Below are 23247 nucleotides of genomic sequence, written 5' to 3'. Positions count from 1 at the left end.
TGCCCCCGGTAATAATCACTGACTGTCTGTTTGCCGGCCACCGGGCAACAGACAGCGTCGGTGATCCCTTGTGTATCTACTTTCATAAGTAATTGCCAAACGCGCTCAAGTTCAGTAGTCTACATGCATGATGCAATCAGCCGAAAACCAGCAGAAATCCAGTGAAATTGAATTGATGACCCGCCGTTCCAGAATCGCAGGAAAAAAACTTTCCGGCTGTCCGGGAGAAGTGATTTCTTCAGCCTTGAATGCAATGGCTGATGCACTAGAAGCGGACGCAGAAGATATTTTCTCTGCCAACAGCGAAGACATTGAGCGATGTCGTGAGGAAAACACATCCAAACCGCTTATAAAACGTCTGCTCTTCGATCAGGCAAAACTGGATTCGGTTACTGCCGGTCTTCGACAGTTAGCGCAAATGCCGAATCCTCTCGGCAAGATAAAGCTACGCAGGGAACTTGATGATGGACTTGTACTTCAACAAACCTCCTGCCCTATAGGCGTAATCGGCATGATTTTCGAGAGCCGTCCGGATGCCCTGGTTCAGATTGCCGGCTTGTGTGCAAAATCCGGAAATGCAGTGATCCTGAAAGGCGGCAGAGAGGCAATGGAATCAAACCGGATATTAGCCGGAATTCTTGACGAAGCCGGACAGAAATCGGGACTGCCCGAAGGCTGGATCAGTCTGGTGGAAACCCGTGAAGATGTTCAGCAGCTTCTTCATTGTCATGAGAATATTGATCTACTGATCCCACGCGGCAGTAATGAATTTGTGCAATACATAATGAACAACACAACTATTCCTGTTCTTGGACATGCTGACGGAATATGTCACGTGTTCATTGATGAATCAGCTGACAGCGACATGGCTGTAAATGTGACTCTCGATTCAAAAACACAATACCTTGCTGTATGCAACGCTGCAGAGACACTGCTGGTGCATAAAAACGCTGCCACACGACTACTGCCCTGCATCTTCTCCGAGCTCAGTAATGCAGGGGTTGAGGTCCGAGGCTGCGAAGCTACCTGCAAAATTGTTCCTGCTCTGCCGGCAACAGAAGAGGACTGGAAAACAGAGTATCTGGATGCCATTATTTCCGTCCGCATTGTTGATGATCTCGACGCCGCCCTGGAACATATTCACAGCTATGGCTCCGGACATACTGATGTAATTATCAGCAACAATGCCGAGCAGGCAATGAAATTCCTTGATACAGTTGATACTGCCAATGCTTTCTGGAACGCCAGCAGCCGCTTTGCAGACGGCTTCCGCTATGGGCTTGGAGCGGAGGTAGGAATCAGTACGGGTAAAATTCATGCCAGAGGACCAGTGGGTATAGAAGGCCTTATGATCTACAAGTGGCAACTTATCGGAAATGGACATATTTCCGCACCATATGCCAGCGGCCTGAAAAATTTCACTCACCGGGATATTACATGAGACCATCCCTGAAAAATGCCAATCGCATCGTTGTAAAAATCGGAACAAATCTGCTGGCCGGAGGTGGTCAGGGGTTTCGATCTGATTTTGCAGCGCATGTCGCGGAGCAAACCGCAAAGCTCAGATTGGCCGGTAAAGAGATCCTTCTGGTTAGCTCAGGAGCTATAGGACTTGGAGCACATCGCCTGGGCTTAAAGGGTCGGATCGAAAAAATAACCCAGCGTCAAATCTGTGCTGCAGTAGGGCAACCCTTGCTCATGGCAGAATACGACAGAATGTTCCGAGCATGTGATGTACCGATTGCTCAAGTACTGCTCACAAGAGATTTATTGAATGACAGAGAATCATTCCTGAATATTCAGGCCACAATCAACAACCTTCTGCAGGAACACATTGTTCCGGTCTGTAATGAGAACGACTCGGTTTCAGTGGCTGAAATAGGGCCTGTTTTCGGTGATAATGACAATCTGAGTGCTCATATAGCCAGCAAGCTGAATGCAGATCTTCTGATTCTTCTCACCGATATAGATGCCTTATACACAGCAGATCCCGGGAAAAACCCTGAAGCCAAACCCATCAGCCTGATAGAAAAAGTAACCAAGGACATATTCCAGCTCGCAGGCGGGAGCAACAGCATCTTTGGCACCGGGGGCATGAAAACAAAACTTGAAGCCGTCCAGATTGCAGCAAGAGCCGGCACACAGGTTGTAATCGCGGACGGGAATACCCCTGACGTTCTGCTCCGACTGCTTGATGATGAAGAGCTCGGCACCCTGTTTCTTCCGGGAGAGCGGATGAAAAGCAGACTCAGATGGATTGCCAATGCAGCTCCGAAAGGCAGAATCCAGGTTGATGACGGAGCATTGAGGGCCCTGCATGCCGGAAAAAGCCTGTTGCCAAGCGGTATTGTTACTGTACATGGTACATTTCATTGTGGAGATATAATCTCTATAAATGGTGAATTCCATGCCATCTGCCGTCTGGACAGTGAGAAAATACAGCAGATCAAAGGGCTTCACTCGAGTAGTATCCGCTCGATACTTGGTGCCGGAGCCGGCAGTGATGTTGTTGCTCAGGCCGATGATATTATTGCATTGAATAAAATGGAGTCACTATCATGAAAATACAAACACAGCGTACGGCCGCACAGGCTGGACTCCTGGTTCTGAATGACATGCACCTGACATCCCTGGGTGAGAAGTACCATTCTGTTGACAGTGGCGCTAAATTCCGGGAAGTTTTATCACTGCTCTGTAAACAGGAACAGCCTCAACTGATTGTACTGAATGGTGATATATGTGCGACTGACCCTGATCCTGTTGTATATAAGGAAACTGCGGAACTTATACAGAAACTCAACATACCTGTATTAGCAATCCCGGGTAACCACGATGACCCCGAATTGATGAAGAAATACCTCAGCTTACCTGAGTACAATATGAAAATCGCAGGAGCAGCCAAAATCGGCATCTGCCCCACTGATCCCTATTGTGGATGGGCTGATCTCGCAGGCATTAATTTATTCTGGTTGAACAGCTGGGATGCCAGGATCAGCAGGGAACAGCTCGACTGGCTCGAAATTATCCGTACGGATATTCCTGCCGACAGACCTACGGTAGTTTTTATGCATCATCCTCCTGCATATGTACCATCTGTATTTATGGAGAGCAATTTCCCGCTTCTGAACAGGGCGGAAATCCTGTCGGAAATACAGAAAATACCCGGCTTGAGCAGGATATTCTGCGGTCATTACCATATTAGCTATGATAGCTCGGATCCGGCAGTTCCATTGTCAATGGTCAGTTCTTCACTGTACACCATAGATCCGGAATCCGATGTTCATCGGATTCTCAACTACAACGCAGGATATGCCAGAGTCTATCCTGGCAAAACCCTCAGTTGGACAGTAGAAGAACTATCGGAAAACATGCTACAAAATCAACATGCGATTTAATACAGACGACACCCGAATTCAGCAACTGAAGCCTTTGATTCCACCTGCAATCCTCATGGAGGATTTCCCTCTGAGCGAAGAAGGGACAGAAACTGTGGAACGTGGCAGATCCGCGATTGAAAGTATTATTCAGGAAAAAGATCACAGACTGGTTGCTGTTGTCGGGCCCTGCTCCATTCATGATCCCGCTGCAGCTATGGAATATGCCGGGCAGCTGATTAAACTGAGAAATCAATTCAAGACACAACTCGAAATTGTTATGCGTGTCTACTTCGAAAAGCCGCGAAGCCGAACCGGGTGGAAAGGACTTATAAATGACCCCCTGCTCGATGGAAGCTTTCAGATCAACCTCGGTCTACGAACTGCGAGACAGCTATTGGTAGATATATCACATATCGGACTGCCAATTGGTTGTGAATTCCTTGATACAATCAGTCCGCAGTTTATTGCGGACACTGTAAGCTGGGGGGCTATCGGGGCGCGTACCACAGAAAGCCAGATACACAGAGAACTGGCATCTGGATTATCCATGCCGGTTGGATTCAAGAACGGAACCGACGGGAATATCGATATTGCTATAGATGCAGTACATGCAGCCAGCATTCCGCATCATTTTCTTTCTGTAACCAAACAGTCAATCGCAGCAATTGTGGAAACCAGAGGAAACGCGAGCTGTCATATTATCCTCCGCGGTGCTAAAGACGGACCAAACTACCATGAAGAATCTGTGAGCAGGGCGGCAGAAAAACTTGCTGCAGCCGGTCTCCATAGTTCTATGATGGTTGACTGTTCCCACGGAAACAGCAACAAGAACCATGAGCGACAATCAATTGTGGCGCGGGACGTAGCAGACCAACTCGCACGAGGATCCAGAAATATTTTCGGAGTTATGATAGAAAGCCATCTGAAGGCTGGAAGCCAGAAACTTGAGGATCCCGGAAAGCTTACATACGGACTGAGCATTACAGATGCATGCATCGATATTAAAACGACTGAAAAGATACTTGAAAATCTTGCAGAGGCTGTAGAAACCCGTCGTAAGCTGACTGAAACTGAGTAAATATGACAGATAGTTCCAGACTGTATTACCTGTTGGAAAAACTCGTTTCATTTCCTACGGTTTCAAATCGCTCGAATACAGAACTTATCGATTTCATCTGCAATTACTGCGATTCTTTCGGAAGCAGATTAGTATATCTGCCCGACAACAGCGGCAGCAAGGCATCAGTAATGCTGCGATTCGGACCGGATGCCCCAGGGGGTATCATTCTGTCTGGACATACCGATGTCGTTCCTGCCCCTGAAGAAGGCTGGCATAATGACCCATTTACTCTATCTCGGATAAAAGGTAGATATTATGGCAGGGGCACCGCGGATATGAAGGGGTTTATTGCCTCTGCTATCTCTGCTGCAGCACAGGCTCCCAAACCAGAAAGACCCGTGTTTCTTGCGCTTACCTACGATGAAGAAGTCGGCTGCCTGGCTGCTCCTTCCTTGATTGAGGCCTCACTCCCTTTGATTCATGAACCACAGGCTGTGATTGTTGGAGAACCTTCCTCCATGAAACCAATTACAGCTAATAAAAGCATCGCTGAATACAGAACAGAATTCAGAGGAATATCAGGACATTCAAGCAAGCCGCAGCTTGGTCTGAATGCTATTGAACTTGCCCATGAATATATCAGCAGCCTGCTGAAAATCGCTGAATTCTTTCGAAATCAGCCAGCGTCCCTGCCGGAAGCACCTGAAAGCTGCCGACCTTCCTATACCACAGTTCAGGTTGGCACAATACGCGGTGGAAGTGCTACCAATGTTATACCCGATAGATGCATGATCAGTTATGATTTGAGAAGTTTTTATTCAGCAGACAGAACATATTTCGAGAATGAAATCAAACAGGCAAGACGCACAATTATAAAAAAATACCGACTGTCTGAGGATGCCATACAGACTGAGAAAAGCTGTGATGTACCTCCACTGGAACCTGAAGTCAGCAATCCCGCTATTTCACTTGCAGGGATGCTGTGCGGAGAATGTCCCCTTGAATGGGCACCTTATGCTACTGAGGCTGGTCAATATCAGACAGCCGGTTTGCCAACAGTCATACTTGGTCCCGGCAGCATTGAGCAGGCTCATCAAATCAATGAGTGGATACAGATTTCTCAATTGGAATCCTCTGAAGAAATGATCCGGAATATCTTTCGGCTGCAGTCCGGGCATCAGAAAAGCATGTACTAAAACAGTTCTCTGTGCTAACATTAGTTCACTGGGATAAAATCAATGACAAAAACTAATACTGCTTCAACGGCGCCAGCATCAAAAGCCCGCCGAGCCTACGATGAATCTACTATCAAGACCTTAAGCTCCCTCGAGCATATCCGTCTCAGGCCAGGAATGTATATTGGTCGCCTCGGGGACGGGAGCAACTTCAATGACGGCATTTATGTCCTGATCAAGGAAGTTATTGACAACAGTATCGACGAATGCATAATGGGTCATGGTTCACGGATAGAAATCAAGATCGACGGCAACAGGGTCGAAGTCAGTGACCGGGGACGAGGAATCCCCCTTGGCAAGGTCATAGAATGCGCTTCGGTAATTAATACCGGTGGAAAATATAATGATGACGTATTCCAGTTCAGCGTTGGATTGAATGGAGTTGGTATAAAGGCAGTCAATGCCCTCTCGCAGGACTTCATAATCAGATCAAGCCGTGAGGGACAATACGTTGAGGCACGCTTCGAAAAAGGTAAACTGAAGGACAAAAAGAAGGGCAGCTCGAAAGCGCCGACTGGAACCAGTGTCAGCTTTGTTCCGGATTCTGAAATATTCGGTGAGTATAATTATGATCTTGAATTTCTTGAGCAGCGCTTCAGAAACTATGCTTACCTCAACGTTGGTCTTACATTAAGATTCAACGGAAAAGATATAATCTCGGAAAACGGTCTAAAGGACCTGCTCGCTGAAGAAGTCGGTGACGAACCACTCTACCCCATTCTTCACTACAGGGGTGAAAGGCTCGAGTTCGCTCTGACACACACGGAAACCTACGGTGAATCCCATTTTTCTTTTGTGAACGGGCAATATACCAATGATGGAGGAACTCATCTCAGTGCGTTCCGCGAAGGAATTCTCAAGGGAGTGAACGAATTCTATAAAAAGGCATTCAGTGGAGTAGACGTCCGGGAAGGGGTCGCAGGCGCGGTTGCGGTGCGACTGAAAGATCCAATATTCGAAAGTCAGACAAAAAACAAACTTGGAAATACGGATATTCGCGCATGGATTGTCCAGGAAGTCCGTGAAGCTGTAATCGATCTTCTCCATAAAAACAAGGATTCGTCACAAACGATTGAACGAAAGATAACCCATAATGAGCGCTTGAGAAAAGAACTCAATACAGTCAAGAAGCAGGCCAAGGAAAAAGCCAAAAAGATCGCTCTAAAAATCCCGAAACTCAAGGACTGTAAATATCACCGGGGTGACAAGAAAGAAGAAGGAAACAGTACAATCTTTCTTACCGAAGGCCAGTCTGCAAGCGGCTCAATGGTGAGCAGCCGCGATCCTTACCTTCAGGCAATATTCAGCCTCCGTGGTAAACCTCAGAATATGTTCGCAAAAAAACGGACAGAAATCTATACAAATGAAGAACTCTACAACCTGATGCAGGCCCTTGGCATTGAAGACGGACTTGAAGGTTTGAGATTCAGCCGCATCGTTATTGCTACTGATGCCGACCATGATGGATTCCATATCCGGAACCTGCTTCTCACCTACTTCTTTTCATTCTTTGAAGAACTGGTACTGGATGGCCGGATATATATTCTTGAAACACCCTTGTTCCGTGTACGAAACAAGAAAGTTACACGCTACTGTTACACAGATGCTGAACGTGATGAAGCCTTGAAGGAAATCAGCTCCCCTGAGGTAACACGTTTTAAAGGCCTGGGGGAAATTTCACCGAATGAATTCGGGCAGTTTATTGGGCCTGACATCCGGCTTGTTGAGGTAAATATTAAATCCCTCAGCTCTGTACATCACGATATGGAATTTTATATGGGTAAAAACACTCCGGTCCGCCGGGATTTTATTATGGAGAATCTGGTCTAATGCCTTATGCTGACGCTCTGTTCAAACACAATTTTCTGCATTATGCATCTTATGTCATAAAAGAACGGGCAATACCTCACGTTGATGATGGATTAAAGCCTGTACAGCGCCGAATACTACACTCGCTCTTTGAGGTTGATGACGGGAAATTTCATAAAGTTGCTAATATTGTCGGACACTGTATGAAATATCACCCCCATGGTGATGCATCAATTTATGAAGCACTGGTCAACATTGCCAACAGAGATATCCTGATAGATAAACAGGGTAACTTCGGTAATCCGATTACCGGCGATCAGGCTTCAGCAGCACGTTATATTGAATGCCGTGTCACTCCATTTGCCAAGGCAGTGCTCTATAATCCTGAATTGACCAGCTTTGAGCCCTCATATGACGGCAGAAACAAGGAACCGCTGGTATTTCCTGCCAAAATCCCGCTGATTCTTGTGCAGGGCGCTGAAGGAATTGCCGTCGGAATGTCTACAAAAATTCTGCCTCATAACCTCCATGAGGTTGTACATGCTGTTCAGGCCAAGCTTCAGGGGCAACACATCCAGCTATTTCCCGATTTCAACTCAGGAGGTCTGATTGATGTCTCTGATTATCAGGACGGACACGGAAAGATCCTTACCCGTGCACTCCTGGACACCAAAGATCCCAAGAAAATCGTAATACGGGAAATTCCGTTTGGAACAACAACAGAGAGTCTGATTGCATCTATTGAGGGCGCAGCAAGAAAAGGCAAGCTCAAGATTGCTTCTATTGATGATTATACCGGCGAAAATGTTGAAATCGAAATCAAATTGCCCAAAGGTGTATATACCAAGGATCTTGTAGATCAACTTTTTGCACATACCGACTGTGAATACTCAATTTCAGTAAATCTCCTGGTAATACATAATGAGAAACCGGTCAATATGACGGTCACAGAGATTATTGAATATCATGCACAGAAACTTGTTGAACTGCTTAGGCAGGAGCTCCAGAATGAGCAGAAGCATCTGAAAGATCTCATGCATGCACGCACACTGGAACAGATATTTGTCGAGGAGCGCATCTACAAGCGGATTGAAGAGGAAAGAACCGCCTCCGGCGTTATAAAGACCGTTCAGGATGGATTCATCCCCTTCATGGACATTATCAAACGTGAAGTCACGGTCGAAGACGTTGAACGGCTTCTACGCATTCCTATCCGGCGAATCTCCCTGTATGACATTGAAAAAGCAAAAAAGGAAATGGCCCAGATACGTGACCGATTGAAGGAAATAGCACGGCATCTGAAAAATATAGTGGAATATGCTGTGGGTTATCTTGATGAACTGCTGGCGAAAGCTCCGGTAGATCATGAGCGAAAAACCAGAATCACCAGCTTCAGTAAGGTCGATGTCAAGGATGTCGCCAACCGCGAACACGTTCTCCGTTTCCACAAGGATAGCGGATATGTAGGCATGAAGGTCGAAGATGGCATAGAACTTGGAAAGATCTCTGAATTTGACAAGATCCTCATAGTACGGAAAAACGGCTCATATACCGTGGTCGATGCTCCGGATAAACTGTATGCGGGAGACATCTGGTTCTGTGGCCTGGCAGAGAAAGACAGACTGACAAAGCTGGTATTCTCTGCTGTCTACAGCAACAAGGAAAAACAAACCTATATCAAGAGGTTTAAAATCGAGCAGTTTATAAAGGATCGCGATTACTCGATACTACCAGACGAAACAGACAACCTTCATCTGCTTACCACCAAAGAGGACGCTGTGATTCAGCTGGAGTATAAACCGAAACCCAACCTGCGTGTTCTCGAACAGGATTTCCCTCTTGGTGATTTCATGATAAAAGGTGTGAAAGCTGGAGGCACAAGATTAAGCACCAAAGAGCTCAAGCGCTGCCGTCTGCTGACAGCAGGGTCCGGAAAACCTGCTCCAGCCACAAAAGCATCTCCACAGTCTGTGGTATCGGTTAAAACCAGAAAAACCAGCAAGAAAAAGTAATTTTTTGCTGGTTTCTCAAGGCTTGTGTTCATAGAGTTGATTTCGTATACTTTGGTATATGGCATCTATCTTGCTTGTGGAAGACAACCGGAGCCTGCATAACCTACTGAAAGAGCTTCTGGAAAATAAAGGTCACGATGTAACCGTTGCAGAAAATGGGAGTGATGGATTTGCATGCAGTCAGGAGCAGGATTTTGATTTAATAATCACTGATATTGTCATTCCCTATAAAAGCGGAATTGAACTGATACAGTCAATCAGAAAACGTGAAAAAAAGCGGCACAAAATCCTTGCAATTTCCGGTGGGAATCAACCATATGTCATGGCTCATCTGGAAACTGCAAAAATATCCGGTGCTGATATGCTGCTTCCCAAACCGTTTACAAACCAGCAATTTGTTACTGCTGTGCATATACTGCTTCAGGCAGATTCCGGTACAGGAACAAAAGAGGGGCAGAGAAACACATGAGTGAGTTGATTTCTTCAAGCCTTGAGACATATCTCGAAGCAATCTATCTGCTTCGGGACGCTGAAGGTTATGCACATACGACAGAAATAGCGGAGCATTTAGGTGTTCGAAAACCAAGTGTGACCGGAGCCCTAAGAAGCCTTGCAGAAAAGGAATTGATATCCTACAGACCATACCGGCCGATTACACTCACCGAAGAAGGACTCAAACTATCAAAAGCCATACATTATAGACATACTCTGCTTCGGGATTTTTTCAAAAAGGTATTAGGTATACCTGAAGAAATTGCAGAAAAGAATGCAGATGCCCTCGAACATCATATTTCTCCCTTGGTGCAAGCAAGACTGGTCGCATTCATCAATTTTGTTGAATCCTGTGTCGAACAGCGATTTGTGTGGAAGGACCCAATCGGCTTTGAATGCTTTGGGAAAGGTGATGACTGCATAAACTGTAATTACACAGCATATGAAAGCGCTACAAACAGTAAATAACTGGTAAAAAGCTGAGCAAACAGAAATATCACTACTGCTGCTGTTTCGATCATACGAGCAGTATTCCCGAGCTTTCGCAAGACCATCTCAGGACTCGTACTCGTCTCCAGAGAGTAGTTGAAAATCTCATCTGATTCTCCCTGCTGCAGTTCAACTATCATTCTCTCGGAAAGATCGAAATCAGTAAGGATTCTGAACTCTGCCGGATCATCCTCCCGGGCAGTTCTACAGTTGAAAGTGCCGGAATTGCAACATGCATGAGCTACCTTCAGAACGTCACGTTGGGAACGAAGCACTCTAGCCCTTCTCCATAATCGTCTGAATATATAATAGCCTGCCACAGAAGGAGGAAGTAAAGGTAGTACCGGACTGAAACTGAAAGTGAGCGCACCAAGCCCCCATAAACGCCCGCCAGGTGTTGCAAATAACAGGTATGAAAGTAATAAGAGCGCGACACTGCCCAGAGTCATGCTGCCAGGAGTAAGCTGATTATAATACTCATTTCTCTGTCTGGCATTCCAGATTGTTCTGAACAGGACCAGACGGGGATCACCTTCAAAAAGAATAATCAGTAGAGGTTCATTCTTTGAACCGCGGAACCGGAGTTGCTGGTTTTCCACACAAAGCTGACCTGCGATGTATATCTGGGTACCTTGATTGATGGTGAACATCCGTTTCCAGGGCACCATTACGGGTGATCGGGCCGCGTCGTTCTGATTTCCAGACAGAAGATCATCCTGGGTACCGGACAGCAGCACAAGATTCTGTCCTTTCATTTCGACAGCCGTAGAGAAGCGCCCGTTGGAAACCCAGAGAATAGAGTCATCCTCGAGAGCATCAACTGTAGCGATCATTCTCCTGCTTCCCAGAAACATTGACTCCTTGCTGCCGGCAGCGGGGCGTTGATCACTGTAACTGATCAGTGGATAAAAAAAAGATTCGAGCACCAGCGCCCTGAGAGTTCGCCAGCGCTGACGTACTATGAGTGCTCCGGTTCCCGGAACGACTATGAAAAAAAGAAGAATACTAAGTGCAACCAGTGTCTGTAAAAGCATTATTTTCGCTCACTTGCTCAAAGCCAGTATTTCCCGTAGACTGCTGTTTATGGTTGAACGCATTATTGTTGGTCCACTTCACACAAACGCCTATATATATTCTATCTCCAAAAAAGAATGTATCGTAATTGACCCAGGTGCAGACCCGGAGCTTCTGTGTCAGAAACTGGATGCAATCAACATGAAACCCAAAAGTATTATCTTTACTCATGGCTACCTGGACCATATTAGCGCAGCATGCAGCCTAATTCAGGCCTATATCGAATTCAGTGAAGAAATACCAGTCGGCATACATGTGGATGACCAGCATCTGATAGGTAACGAAGGGCTTGCCTTGCAATGTGCTCTGTTCACTCAGACCGGAAACAGCGATCTGTATGAAGAACTGAAGGCTGATTTACCAACTGCTGATTTCACCTACAGCGAAGGCGATTTTATTCCTGAATCAAACCTGAAAGTCATTCATACACCGGGACGTTCAAAAGGCAGTGTCTGCTTTTATGAAGAAAGCCAGAACATTCTGTTCACTGGTGACACACTGCTCTTTAAGGCTGTAGGTAATACAAATCTTCCTGAATCAAATCTAGAATTGCTGCTGCAAAGTGTCAAAGAACAGTTATTTACTCTACCACCGGAGACAGTCGTTTTTCCTGGACACGGCCCCCGCACCACAATCGAACGGGAACTCAGGAACAACCCGGTTTTTCGTAATCCCGACTGATAAGCCATAAGCCCGGAAATCTGCAGATTATCTCATTGATTTCACGGAATACCGACGACTGCTTCTTTAATCAGCCGTCGATATAAATACCTGCCCGTCCATATTTCCTTATTTATCAGCTTCCGGATTTTGCTATTTTTGCCCATGAATCCTTAAGACCCACAATGCGGTTAAATACAGGCTTTCCAGGCGAAGAATAAACAGAGTCAACACAGTAATAGCCTTTTCTCAGAAACTGATATCGCTGTCCGGTAACTGCCTCAATCAAACCGGGTTCTCCATAAGCATTGGTGATTTTTTCGAAAGAATCAGGGTTGACAGACTTTAAATAGTCACCATTTTCAGCAGCACTTTCCGGGAAGGCTTCGTTGAAGAGATGATCATAGTTATGAACCTCAATTTTTTCTGCATGGCGGACAGAAACCCAATGCAGAGTACCTTTGACCTTACGGCCGTCAGGACTTGCACCTCCGCGCGATTCAGGGTCATAGGTACAATGCACTTCAATTATCTCGCCATTACTGTCCTTGACTACAGAATCGCAACTTACAAAATATGCGTGTTTCAATCTGACTTCCATTCCCGGCGCAAGCCTGAACCACTTCTTGGGAGGATTTTCACAGATATCTTCTCTCTCGATATACAGTTCCCTTGAGAAAGGAATTTTACGAGTGCCGGCTGATGGATCTTCGGGATTATTATCGGCATCAAGAAATTCTTCGGTTCCTTCGGAATAGTTTGTAATTACCAGTTTTACAGGATCAAGAACAGCCATAACTCTAAGGGCTGTTTTATTCAGATGCTCACGTATGTGGAAGAGAAGATGTGACAGATCAATTGTACTATTTGTCTTACTGATACCAATATCCCTGCAGAAAGATACAATTGCCTCAGGCGGATAACCCCGTCTTCTCATGCCTGATATTGTCGGCATTCTTGGATCATCCCAGCCCTGAACGTAGCCCTTCTCTACCAACTCACGTAATTTCCTTTTACTCATAACAGTATACGTAAGATTCAGGCGGGCAAATTCATACTGATGCGGTACATGCTCAAGTTCAAGTTCCTGAATAAACCAGTCATACAGGGGCCTGTGATTCTCGAATTCAAGTGTGCAGATTGAATGACTGATTTTCTCAATTGCATCGGATTGTCCGTGTGCAAAATCATACATAGGGTAAATGCACCAGGTATCGCCGCTTCTATGATGATGCGCAAATCTGATCCGATACAGGGATGGATCCCTCATATTGATATTAGGATGAGCCATATCAATTTTCGCACGAAGAACATGTGTTCCTTCTGCAAATTCACCGGCTCTCATTTTCCTGAAGAGCTCAAGATTTTCTTCTATACTACGTTCACGGTAGGGACTGTTCTTCCCGGGTTCAGTCGGAGTTCCTCGATAAGCCCTGATTTCATCTGCGTTCAGACTGTCAACATAGGCTTTTCCCTTATGAATCAGAAATTCTGCGAACTCATACAGACGCTCAAAATAATCAGATGCGTAAAATTCATTCTCACCCCAGTCAAAACCAAGCCATTTGACATCAGTTTTAATTGAATCAACAAACTCCAGTTCCTCCTTGCTGGGATTGGTATCATCAAAACGCAGATGACAACGGCCTCCGTACTGCATGGCAAGTGAGAAATTGAGAGTAATCGATTTCGCATGTCCTATGTGCAGGTAACCATTCGGCTCAGGTGGAAACCTGGTTACTACTGTTTCCAGTCCATTTGTAATATCCTGTTCAATAATATGTTCCAGAAAGTTTTTGGCTGTTTCACTCATAATACCCCGAATATAACATAAGTATAAAATAAATAACATCGGTCATGATCAAGAAGTAAAAAAAAGCACGCAGGTAAAGGAGGAACCTGCGTGCCGGAAAACCCCAAAAAATGGGGGGCAGCACCTGGGGGTTGGAGGAGGAGAAGGGTCGGTGCTGCCCCGCAATGGAGGATGGTATGCAGTATCGGGGACCAGGGTTCCGCCGAAGCGGAGGGTTGGTTTGGTATGGTATGGAGTGTTTGGCCTCCCGATACTCTATCTTATATACAACTTAGGTGCCAAGTAGGATACATTTTTTAAAAAAAAGTAATAATTTTTTAAATACTTGTCAGCAAAGCAATTAAAATTGCAACTATTATTGTAAATAATTTACTGACAATTTCATGAACAGATAACAAGCATCTGTAATTGCTGTATCCGCAAATAAAATGCGTAATCCGCTATCTGCACACTGCGGAAATCGCAAACAAACTACATGCTATTTGCAAATGGGCATGAAACCTTCTACAATAAGAGCAGAATAACATTCGGGGTACATATGAAAAAGAAGGAATTCTCTGTCCTTATCGTAGAGGATGAACCAGCAACTGCAATGAATCTCAAAACACGCCTGTTGATTAATGGTCACACAGTAACAGGAATTGCAGCCACCGGTGAAGAGGCTTTCCAGATAACCAGAAATGAGCGCCCTGATATCGTTCTGCTGGATATATCATTAGCGGGAAAGGCATCGGGCATAGATGTCGCCAGAAGGCTGAAAAAACAGCTTCCAGAAACCTCATTTGCTTTTCTTACAGCGACAGATGACCCGGATATTCATAGTGAAATACAGAGCCTGCAGCCTGCAGCAACCATTCGTAAGCCGATTAAAGAGAAACTCTCAATCAGAATTGGTGATGGATTACTGATCTTATAGCATTCTACATCTCCCCATGTTCAAGAAATGAATAATAAGCTGTTCTTGTAAAGACTATGTGATCCAGCAATGATATCCCTATTACTCTTCCAGCCTCGCTCAATCGTTTGGTAACCTCTCTGTCTTCTGTGCTGGGTGTACAGTTTCCTGATGGATGATTATGAGCAACGATAATTGCTGCTGCTCTATTCTCGATAGCACAGGCAAAGACTTCTCTCGGATGAACCATAGTTCGGTTCACCAATCCAATTGAAACAACATGCGTTCTGATTACCTCATGAGCTCCGTTCAATGTCATACAGAGGAACAATTCCTGCATTCTGTCCGCATAGTGCTGGAGAACCGGCAGGGCATCCTGTGGGAGACGTATTTTTCTCCTGTCGAGATTTAATTGCCGTCGCCCGAGTTCTATGGCAGCCGAGATAACAGCGCTCTTGGCAGGTCCCAGACCCTTTATCTGTGATAATATCTCTGGATCTATTCTACCCTTCAGTCTATCAAGCATTGTGATGACATCGTGTGAGATTGCTGTTACCGATCTTCCTGTGCCTCCACTGCCGAGCAGGATACTGATCAGTTCTATATCAGATATATTTTCTGCTCCGCATCTCTGCAGGCGTTCCCGCGGCCGATTATCACTATCCAGGTTTTTTATACACAGGACCTCTTCTGCTGCTGATAATTGCATGTTTCAACCTCCTACTCTCATATACTCACGATTTTTCTCCTGGTCTTGGATAGGTGAATGATTTTTTAAAGATTTATCGTTTTTTTTTGTGATTTCTGATATAAACCCTGCATGCAGTTTTCATTCTCTGATTTACCAAGACCTTTTTATGCCCTGGCTCCTATGGAAGATGTAACGGATCGCGTGTTCAGATCTTTGATAGCAGACCTGGCAAAACCTCATATATTCTATACGGAATTTATATCTGCGCTTGCCCTTCAGGCCAAAAGAAGAACAACTATGGCTGCTTTAAGCTTTGCGAAGAACGAGCAGCCGATAATTGCCCAGATATGGGGAACGGATCCTGAATCATTCTTCGATGCTGCCGTACTGCTAACTGAATACGGCTATAATGGTATCGATATAAATATGGGATGTCCGGCTAAAAAAATAATCAGGAAAGGCGCGTGTGCAGGATTGATAGGAAATAAAAGCCTCAGTTCCGAACTTATACATGCCGTTCGGGAAGGGATAAGATCTACCGGATCAAGTATACCAATAAGCGTAAAAACCAGAAGCGGAATTACCACAGACATGCACCAGGATTGGTGCAGACATTTACTGGAACAGAACCTGGATGCAATCTGCCTTCATCCGAGAACCGCTGAGCAGCAGTCGGATGGAGTAGCAGACTGGACACAGATCAGGAATCTGGCTGAACAGCGTACAGCCATGCAGCTATCCACAGCTGTAATAGGAAACGGTGATGTCCGGGATCTGAGCACTGCTGCAGAATTATCAGCCTGCACAGGCGCAGACGGAATAATGATAGGTCGCGGAATATTTCATAATCCTTACATATTTAACCCTTCAGCAGCTCCGCTGGCAGTTCGCAGCAGGGAAGAAAAAATTAATCTGGCAATAGAGCACACGCAAAGGTTCAGGCGGGCCTATGGGAGCAGCAGAAATTTCGAGATTCTCAAGAAATTCTTCAAGTGCTATCTTCAGAGTTACCCGGGTAGCGAAACCGAACTATCACGGCTGATGAAGGTTCACAGTTATGAGGAAGCGACAGAAATGCTCGAAGGATTACTGTCCACTATTGAAGAAACTACGGATTCCGAGCGGTCATAATCACACGGACAGGGGCTGGATAACCCTCAAGGGTTTTCTCTGGATCCGAAGGATCAAGAAAGTCCCCAAGACTTTCAAATTCCATCCAGTCAGTTTTCCTCTGCTCTATTGTTTCGGTTTTACTGACATCTATTATTACCGGATCCTTGAACCCTGCCCTGCATAACCAGTGCTGCAGCTCCTCCGGACTTGGTATGAACCACACATTCCTCATTTTTGCATAACGCTCACCTGGAACAAGAACAGAACCATGCCTGGCATCAATGCACAGAGTTTCCAGCACGAGTTCTCCACCGGTCAGAAGGCAGGAGCGTAAATCCTGGAGATGGTCAAAAGGACTTTTCCGATGCCCCAGCACCCCCATTGAAAAAACGGTGTGGAACCAGGGCTCTCTTGGACTTTGCTCAAGTCTGAGGGGAAACAAGGCACATGCCTTTCCGGGTATTCGGTGGAGCATTCCGGCAGCAGCATAGAATTGCGCAGCATATAGTAAAAAAGGTTCAAGTCCGAAGGCTGCTGACGCTCCTTCGTGAATCATCCGCCACAGATGATACCCACTGCCGCAGCCAACATCAAGAACTCGTCTACCCTGTAATGGACTGATCCGATCCTTGAGTCGATTCCACTTGATATCGCTGCGCCATTCAGTCTCAATATGGATCGGGCCGAAGTTCCAGGGGCCTTTTCTCCATGGTCTTAGTGATTTGAGAATACCTTCAAGCTGCCCTCTTTGTCTGGAATTACTGTGAAGTTCTTCAAAACCAGGAACACAGATTGAGCCATCCTCATCGGGAAATGGATGCATACCTGAACTGAACTCCGGCATAGCAGAAGTAAACTGGAGATCATATATCTGTTGAAGACATGTACGGTAGCGCTGTAAATCGCTTTGTTTCATGTTCTTCACCTGTTCATCTGCATTGATAGCAGTCTTCATCAGCCAGGAAAAATCACTGGCAATATCAGTCCGACCGCAAATTGAGGAAATCAATTGGGAATAGCTTTGTATCATAGTTTAACTGCTGCAAATCCTGCAAACTGGAAATACTGATACCATTGCACAACAAGTCCAAATCCGGCATTTTTCATGACAGCAGTATATTCTTCTGAAGACCATGGAACAAGCACATTCTCGAGGGCCTGCCTTTTTCTGGCAATTTCAAGATCACTGTAGCCATTCCTACGCTTGAAATCAGTATGAATTTCCTGAAGGAACAAACGCTCTGCCTCATCGGGAACAGAAAGCTTTTCGGAGATCAGTAGAATTCCACCGGGGAGCATGCCTTCAAATATTCTTTTCATTAAAGGATAGCGGTTTTCTGGAGCAATAAACTGCAGAGTGAAATTACTGACCACGACCGAGGCTCGTGATATCTCTATATCTTCAATGTTTTTTTCGAGTAGGAGAACCTTACTGACCGAGCTATCCTCATCCACCAGGCTTCGGCAGCGCTGTATCATGGCCGGACTACTGTCTACGGCAACAATCTCAACTCCTGGAACTACAATGTTATGGCGCATCTGCAGAGTTGCAGCACCGAGACTGCAGCCGAGGTCATAGCAGCGGCTGTGTTCCTGAACATACCTTCTTGTTAACAAACCAATTCCCTGGAGAATATCGGCATAGCCTGGAACAGAACGGTTGATCATATCAGGAAATACACGTACCACCTGCTCATTGAAGAGAAAAGGATCAGGACCTGCATTATTCCTGTAGATAGTGTCTTCTGAATCCCTGGATTTGATCATCCCTGCTGCTTCCCCGCAGATATGTGTTCCAGCATCCAGCTAACGACATCTTCATAAACCTCTGTTCTGTTTACTTCATGTAGCATCTCATGCCGACCGTCAGGGTAAAGCTTCGCATTAATCAGATCATGACCGCATTTTCTGTATACTTTCAGCACTCGGTAAAACCCCTTCCCTGCGCGACCTACCGGATCGCTTCCACCGGAAAAAAACAACTTGGGTAAATCAGTTTCTGTCTGAGTGATGATACGTTTTGAGTTTGATTCAATCAGGCCAGCCAGCATGTCACGGAACAATCCTGCAGTAGGAACAAAACCGCACATATTGTCATGAATATATTTTGCGACCTCTTCGCTGTCTCTCGAAAGCCAGTCAAAATCACTCTCAGCCGGTGCAAATGCTTTATTGAAGGCACCGAAACTGAGGCTGTTAAGCAGCGGAGAAGGCTTCAGCGATGCCCCCATGAGACACAGAATCCTGGCGAGGAGCAAACCGGCCCTTCCTGCGATTCCGGGATCCGAGGCAGTACCGGAAATTATTACACCACTATAGCGGGATTTCTGAAGGGCAAGATGAGTTCTGACAAGAAAAGAACCCATGCTGTGCCCAAGCAGGAAAACAGGTATGTCAGGAAAATCCTTCTTTACAAAATCTGAAACTGACTGTAAATCACCCAGAAGTACATTCCAACCATTCTTTGGAGCAAAGGAGCCAATTCCCGGAGAAGCTGTCAGTGATTTCCCATGCCCTCGGTGGTCGTAGGCAATGGATGCTATTCTTCTGCGGGACAGATAATCTGCCAGTTCTGTATAACGAACACCGTGTTCAGCAAGTCCATGAACCATAATAACAACTGCACATGGAGAATCAGCATCGAAACGGTATGCCTGGAGTGCTGCTCCATCTACACCGGAAATAATCCGAAAATCAGTGCTCCTGCTCATCGTTTGTTACCCTCTGAATCAGTTTAGTATAGGTTCCAGCGTCACGCAAATGATCTACAAGTCCTGCTGTTCTTATTATTCGCGCAATATCAGCCAATGTAGCAAGATGTCTTGCTGGATCCTGGCTTGCAGGAGCCAGCAAGACTACGACCACATATGAAGGTGTCCTGACCATAGGTACGTTCAATGCTTTTTTTGAAACACCTATATAAACCGAAGGCTCATCGACATCGGCAATATGATCGTGCAGCAGAATTACTCCGGGAATCAACTCGACTGGTTCAGTCTGACTGATTTTATGCAGCCTGCGAACAATAACTGGCAGACGCTGCTTTGCTATTCCTACAGAAAGAAGTTTTTCCAGGAGCGTTTCAATCGAAGATGTATTAATCTGAAGCCGACAGCGCTTCTCATTGAATATCCGCATAAAAAACCCACGGTCAACCAACTTTTCCATTGCCTGCCGGTATTCCCGGGTCTCTTCCGGAGCAAAGATGAAACTGATATTTCTGGATGGCAAACGAGTCACCAGCGATTGAGGGAGTCGATCAAGATACGGCTGCCATGATATCAGACCGATACGGGCACAAAAAACGATACACCAGTCATTATCACCGGATATTTCATCAAGTCCGGCAGCCGCGGCTTTAAAATCATCATATTTAGTTATCTCTATTGGTACTGCCGGAGAAGCAGACTGCAGAAAGTCATCTACCATTCCTGGTGTTTTGCTATCCATGAGCACCATGAGTTTTGTACCACTTTGATTTGCCAGAGTTTTAATGCTTGCTACAGCATCAGCAAAACCACTCTGCCTATCAGAAAGTGGTGGAACGAGCAGAATTATCCTTTTACATGTGTTAAAGGGCTCAACAATACGATTTACGAGTACCAGCTGTTTGCTGTTTTCTACGACAGCATCCAGACTTTTACCGAACAAACGACCCCTTCCAGCTGGCTGGCCATCCCAGTACAACATGATTACAGAAACCCTGTTCTCCCGGGCCGCTCTCAGAATACCCGATGTAATATTTACATCTACCGTTGTTGAAGGGCTGACCGGTACATTTGCAGATAATGCCCGCACAACGGTATGAGCCAGAAGTTTTTCCCCTTTTGCAACCATTTCCTCGGTATCTCCCCCATCGGGGACGACATGGACGGGATAAATCGGCTCATGTGATGAACTGCTTCTCAGGAAAAATGAGAGTTCAAGCATTTCTTTGGCAAACTCACGGCGATCGATAGCCAGCAGAACCCTGTGTGGAGCCCCTTCACTCTCCTTAAGAGATTTACGACTCTGCTCCTCTGCAACTTTTCTACCGAAAAATTCAGTAATAATAGGACCAAAGAAACAGGTAACACCAATCATGACGATCGTACCGGTTATTACACTGTCACTAAACAATCCGATTTCATACCCGACCAGGGCAGCTGCCAGGGTAGCGGCTGCCTGATTCACGCTAAGTCCGTATATAAGCCCGCTTTCATGACGAGTGTATCGCAGTAAAAACCCCGAAGCATAGGCTGCGGCGAGCTTGGAAACCAATGCGACTCCGACCATAACAGCAATAACCAGCCATGTATCCAGTCCCTGAAACAGAAGCTCGATATTTACGAGCATACCGACAGAAAGCAGAAAGAAAGGAATAAACAAGGCATTACCGGTAAAATGAATCTTGGCCATCAAGCCGCTTTTCTCGGGAATCAGTGAATTAAGTGTAAGACCAGCAAGAAATGCCCCGATGATCGGTTCAAGTTTGGCAACATGTGCCAGATAACTGACAAGAAAAGTAATTGCCAGTACCGATACAAATTCTACATTTTCATCAGAGGAAAATTTCTGGAGAAAAAAGCGTCCGATGATCGGGACAAGAAAAATGACTGCAACTACATATACAGACATTGATATAGAAATTTCCACCCAGAATCGTAGACCCAGTTCGCCGGCTGTTGATGCAGCGATTACCGCCAGCACAAGCAGCGCCAGGGTATCTGTAATAATAGTCCCGCCAATTGTTGTAGTTACTGATCTGCTTTTGGTTAATCCAAGTTTACCTGCCGCTGGGAATGTCAGCAATGTATGAGAAGAGAACATAGTCGACATCAAAATCGCAGTAGGTATAGCCATATAAAGAACACTTATTCCCAACCAGGTTCCGAGTGCCAAGGGTATTGCAAAGGTCATGATTCCAAAAACCAGGCTGTGACTTCTCTGTTTCTTGACTTGATGCAGATCGATTTCCAGTCCCGCCAGAAACATGATGTACAGAAGTCCAACCTGACCTAGGAGCTGAATGGTAGCATCGCGTTCAAGCAGACCGAGACCATGTGGTCCGAAAAGCATTCCGGCAATGAGAAGCCCTACAATTTCAGGCAGGCGTATTTTCCTGGCCAGTAATGGAGCAAGCAGAATAAGCACCATTACGGTGGCAAAAATCAATACTGGATCAGAAAATGGTAGTTTCATGGGCATGATTCTAAACTCAAAATCACAGAAAAGCAAACGTTTTGCAGAAGCATATATGCGGATTAAATGTCATTGATAATAGTACAGGCCCTGTTTCATTCCATTTTCCTGCATATACTTCTGCAGCTTGCCTGTAAACACCGTAGTTTTCCAGGGATTTCCTGGCAATAGCGAAAGATCACCAGGATAATCAGCCGTTAATCGCATAACAGGAAGATCGGGCGGCAGCTGACACAGGGCTGATGCTACCGCCTTTATATGCTCATCCATGGTATAGACCGGAATGTTACCGGCAAGAAATTCTGTATACAGTGCTGTTCCGGGTAATAGCAGCAGATTATGAATCTTGATTCCCAGGAGACCGGGCGTGTGATGCTGAACCCAATTGAGGGTATAATCTCTGTCAGAGGCATCTTCCCGGGGGATTCCAAAAATAAGATGAGGAATAACCGGAATTCCTGAAGCATGCAAACGTTTGGCGGCATCAGCATATGAAGCAGCATCATGCCCACGGTTTAATAGCTGCAGGGAGCTGTCACGGGCGGACTGGAGTCCAAGCTCAACCCAAACCTCAAGTCGGTCCGATTTATAAGTGGCCAGCAATTCGATTATTTCCTGAGGCAGGCAATCAGGTCTGGTACCGATAATCAACCCAAGTACTGATTCTCCGGCTGCTTCTATAGCCGAGGAATACATACGCTGTAGTACCGACGCAGGAGCCAGCGTAGAGGTGTAGGCCTGGAAGTAAAGCAGCAGGCCGCAATCAGGATAGCGTTCTTTCCAGTACTGTGCATTGGTCTGTATCTGAACTTCAATGCAATCGGAGCTGCCAATGAGCGGAGAACGCGAGCCATGAGGACTGCAAAAGCTGCAGCCGCCCCGGGAACGGTCTGAACCACGGTGAGGACAGCTAAACCCGCCGTCAACACCGATCTTGAAGACCTTTTTTCCGAAACGCTGCTTCAGAAATTCTCCCATACTGTAATACGGTAAGCTGCTCACAGCCAGAGATTACCATGCCTCCCCGCTTTCAACAATTCCTGCAATCCGATACAATCCTGGATGGAGGCGCAAATGCGAGCAGTTATTACCGTTGTCGGCAAGGATAAGTCCGGCATTATCGCCGCAGTCAGTACTTTGCTGGCGGAAAGCGGTGTAAACATTCTGGATATCAGTCAGACCATCCTGCAGGGAAATTTTACCATGATGATGCTGACTGACTGTTCTTCCATGCCTGTTTCTATTCAGCAGCTTCGCAGCAATCTGTCGGAACTCGGAGAAAGAATTGAGCTGACGATTACCGTGCAGCATGAGGATGTCTTTCGTTCCATGCACCGGGTATAGGG

The 23247-nt window shown here is 45.8% G+C and carries 21 protein-coding genes; 13 read left to right on the top strand and 8 right to left on the bottom strand.

Annotation, left to right across the window (positions count from 1 at the left end; all coding sequences use genetic code 11):
- Positions 1 to 127 precede the first annotated feature (127 nt).
- Genes ACYQ2L_RS06185 through ACYQ2L_RS06145 form a run of 9 tightly spaced genes read left to right on the top strand, consistent with a single transcriptional unit; the run spans position 128 to position 10453 of the window.
- Positions 128 to 1441 carry a glutamate-5-semialdehyde dehydrogenase gene (locus tag ACYQ2L_RS06185; protein ID WP_460052703.1) on the top strand — a complete coding sequence of 438 codons (1314 nt, stop codon included), beginning with the start codon at positions 128 to 130 and terminating at the stop codon, positions 1439 to 1441.
- A complete protein-coding gene (gene proB / locus ACYQ2L_RS06180) occupies positions 1438 to 2562 on the top strand; it encodes a glutamate 5-kinase (protein ID WP_460052698.1) in 1125 nt (374 codons plus the stop codon). The genes ACYQ2L_RS06185 and proB overlap by 4 nt, the downstream gene beginning before the upstream one ends.
- Complete coding sequence (locus ACYQ2L_RS06175; protein WP_460052694.1) at positions 2559 to 3395, top strand: metallophosphoesterase family protein; 837 nt, start codon at positions 2559 to 2561, stop codon at positions 3393 to 3395. Before proB ends, ACYQ2L_RS06175 begins: the two co-directional genes overlap by 4 nt.
- On the top strand, positions 3385 to 4455 hold the full coding sequence (locus ACYQ2L_RS06170) for a 3-deoxy-7-phosphoheptulonate synthase (RefSeq protein WP_460052690.1): 1071 nt from the start codon (positions 3385 to 3387) through the stop codon (positions 4453 to 4455). Before ACYQ2L_RS06175 ends, ACYQ2L_RS06170 begins: the two co-directional genes overlap by 11 nt.
- 2 nt (positions 4456 to 4457) lie before the next feature.
- A complete protein-coding gene (gene argE, locus ACYQ2L_RS06165; RefSeq protein ID WP_460052686.1) occupies positions 4458 to 5633 on the top strand; it encodes an acetylornithine deacetylase in 1176 nt (391 codons plus the stop codon).
- A gap of 42 nt (positions 5634 to 5675) precedes the next feature.
- Positions 5676 to 7502, top strand: coding sequence for a toprim domain-containing protein (locus tag ACYQ2L_RS06160; protein WP_460052682.1), 1827 nt, complete (start codon positions 5676 to 5678; stop codon positions 7500 to 7502).
- The gene (locus tag ACYQ2L_RS06155; RefSeq protein ID WP_460052678.1) at positions 7502 to 9493 is read left to right on the top strand and encodes a DNA topoisomerase IV subunit A; all 1992 of its coding nucleotides are present in this window, start codon (positions 7502 to 7504) and stop codon (positions 9491 to 9493) included. Before ACYQ2L_RS06160 ends, ACYQ2L_RS06155 begins: the two co-directional genes overlap by 1 nt.
- Positions 9494 to 9551: 58 nt before the next feature.
- Positions 9552 to 9962, top strand: a complete 411-nt coding sequence (locus ACYQ2L_RS06150; RefSeq protein WP_460052675.1) for a response regulator — start codon at positions 9552 to 9554, stop codon at positions 9960 to 9962.
- Entirely contained in the window at positions 9959 to 10453 is a 495-nt protein-coding gene (locus ACYQ2L_RS06145; protein ID WP_460052672.1) for a metal-dependent transcriptional regulator, read from the top strand. The genes ACYQ2L_RS06150 and ACYQ2L_RS06145 overlap by 4 nt, the downstream gene beginning before the upstream one ends.
- Here ACYQ2L_RS06145 and ACYQ2L_RS06140 read toward each other — a convergent pair.
- Entirely contained in the window at positions 10417 to 11508 is a 1092-nt protein-coding gene (locus ACYQ2L_RS06140) for a hypothetical protein (RefSeq protein WP_460052669.1), read from the bottom strand. The genes ACYQ2L_RS06145 and ACYQ2L_RS06140 overlap by 37 nt on opposite strands.
- 49 nt (positions 11509 to 11557) lie before the next feature.
- Between ACYQ2L_RS06140 and ACYQ2L_RS06135 the strand changes: the two genes are divergently transcribed.
- A complete protein-coding gene (locus tag ACYQ2L_RS06135; protein ID WP_460052666.1) occupies positions 11558 to 12229 on the top strand; it encodes an MBL fold metallo-hydrolase in 672 nt (223 codons plus the stop codon).
- A 115-nt stretch (positions 12230 to 12344) separates the two neighbouring features.
- Here the strand turns inward: ACYQ2L_RS06135 and ACYQ2L_RS06130 are convergent, their stop codons facing one another.
- Positions 12345 to 14021 carry a glutamine--tRNA ligase/YqeY domain fusion protein gene (locus tag ACYQ2L_RS06130; protein WP_460052661.1) on the bottom strand — a complete coding sequence of 559 codons (1677 nt, stop codon included), beginning with the start codon at positions 14019 to 14021 and terminating at the stop codon, positions 12345 to 12347.
- A gap of 538 nt (positions 14022 to 14559) precedes the next feature.
- Here ACYQ2L_RS06130 and ACYQ2L_RS06125 point away from each other — a divergent pair.
- Positions 14560 to 14937 carry a response regulator gene (locus ACYQ2L_RS06125; RefSeq protein WP_460052657.1) on the top strand — a complete coding sequence of 126 codons (378 nt, stop codon included), beginning with the start codon at positions 14560 to 14562 and terminating at the stop codon, positions 14935 to 14937.
- 4 nt (positions 14938 to 14941) lie between these two features.
- Here the strand turns inward: ACYQ2L_RS06125 and radC are convergent, their stop codons facing one another.
- Positions 14942 to 15625 (bottom strand): RadC family protein, encoded by a 684-nt coding sequence (gene radC, locus ACYQ2L_RS06120; RefSeq protein ID WP_460052653.1) that lies wholly within the window; start codon positions 15623 to 15625, stop codon positions 14942 to 14944.
- A 111-nt stretch (positions 15626 to 15736) separates the two neighbouring features.
- Here radC and ACYQ2L_RS06115 point away from each other — a divergent pair, with 111 nt between their 5' ends.
- The gene (locus ACYQ2L_RS06115; protein WP_460052649.1) at positions 15737 to 16738 is read left to right on the top strand and encodes a tRNA dihydrouridine synthase; all 1002 of its coding nucleotides are present in this window, start codon (positions 15737 to 15739) and stop codon (positions 16736 to 16738) included.
- On the opposite strand, the gene cmoB is transcribed toward ACYQ2L_RS06115, so the two are convergent.
- The 5 genes from cmoB to mnmL all read right to left on the bottom strand — a co-directional run bounded on the left by cmoB (position 16716) and on the right by mnmL (position 22903).
- The gene (gene cmoB, locus ACYQ2L_RS06110) at positions 16716 to 17750 is read right to left on the bottom strand and encodes a tRNA 5-methoxyuridine(34)/uridine 5-oxyacetic acid(34) synthase CmoB (RefSeq protein WP_460052646.1); all 1035 of its coding nucleotides are present in this window, start codon (positions 17748 to 17750) and stop codon (positions 16716 to 16718) included. The genes ACYQ2L_RS06115 and cmoB overlap by 23 nt on opposite strands.
- Entirely contained in the window at positions 17747 to 18487 is a 741-nt protein-coding gene (gene cmoA / locus ACYQ2L_RS06105; RefSeq protein WP_460052643.1) for a carboxy-S-adenosyl-L-methionine synthase CmoA, read from the bottom strand. Before cmoA ends, cmoB begins: the two co-directional genes overlap by 4 nt.
- Complete coding sequence (locus tag ACYQ2L_RS06100) at positions 18484 to 19431, bottom strand: alpha/beta fold hydrolase (RefSeq protein ID WP_460052637.1); 948 nt, start codon at positions 19429 to 19431, stop codon at positions 18484 to 18486. Before ACYQ2L_RS06100 ends, cmoA begins: the two co-directional genes overlap by 4 nt.
- Positions 19415 to 21901, bottom strand: coding sequence for a cation:proton antiporter domain-containing protein (locus ACYQ2L_RS06095; protein WP_460052632.1), 2487 nt, complete (start codon positions 21899 to 21901; stop codon positions 19415 to 19417). Before ACYQ2L_RS06095 ends, ACYQ2L_RS06100 begins: the two co-directional genes overlap by 17 nt.
- 69 nt (positions 21902 to 21970) lie before the next feature.
- On the bottom strand, positions 21971 to 22903 hold the full coding sequence (gene mnmL, locus ACYQ2L_RS06090) for a tRNA modification radical SAM protein MnmL/YtqA (protein WP_460052628.1): 933 nt from the start codon (positions 22901 to 22903) through the stop codon (positions 21971 to 21973).
- A gap of 72 nt (positions 22904 to 22975) precedes the next feature.
- On the opposite strand from mnmL, the gene ACYQ2L_RS06085 reads away from it, so the two are divergent.
- Positions 22976 to 23245, top strand: coding sequence for an ACT domain-containing protein (locus ACYQ2L_RS06085; RefSeq protein ID WP_460052624.1), 270 nt, complete (start codon positions 22976 to 22978; stop codon positions 23243 to 23245).
- The last annotated feature ends 2 nt before the right edge of the window (positions 23246 to 23247 follow it).

The sequence above is a fragment of the Spirochaeta dissipatitropha genome, assembly GCF_054657935.1.
Note: the sequence above shows the minus strand (reverse complement) of the source record. Positions and strands in the feature narration are given on the sequence as shown.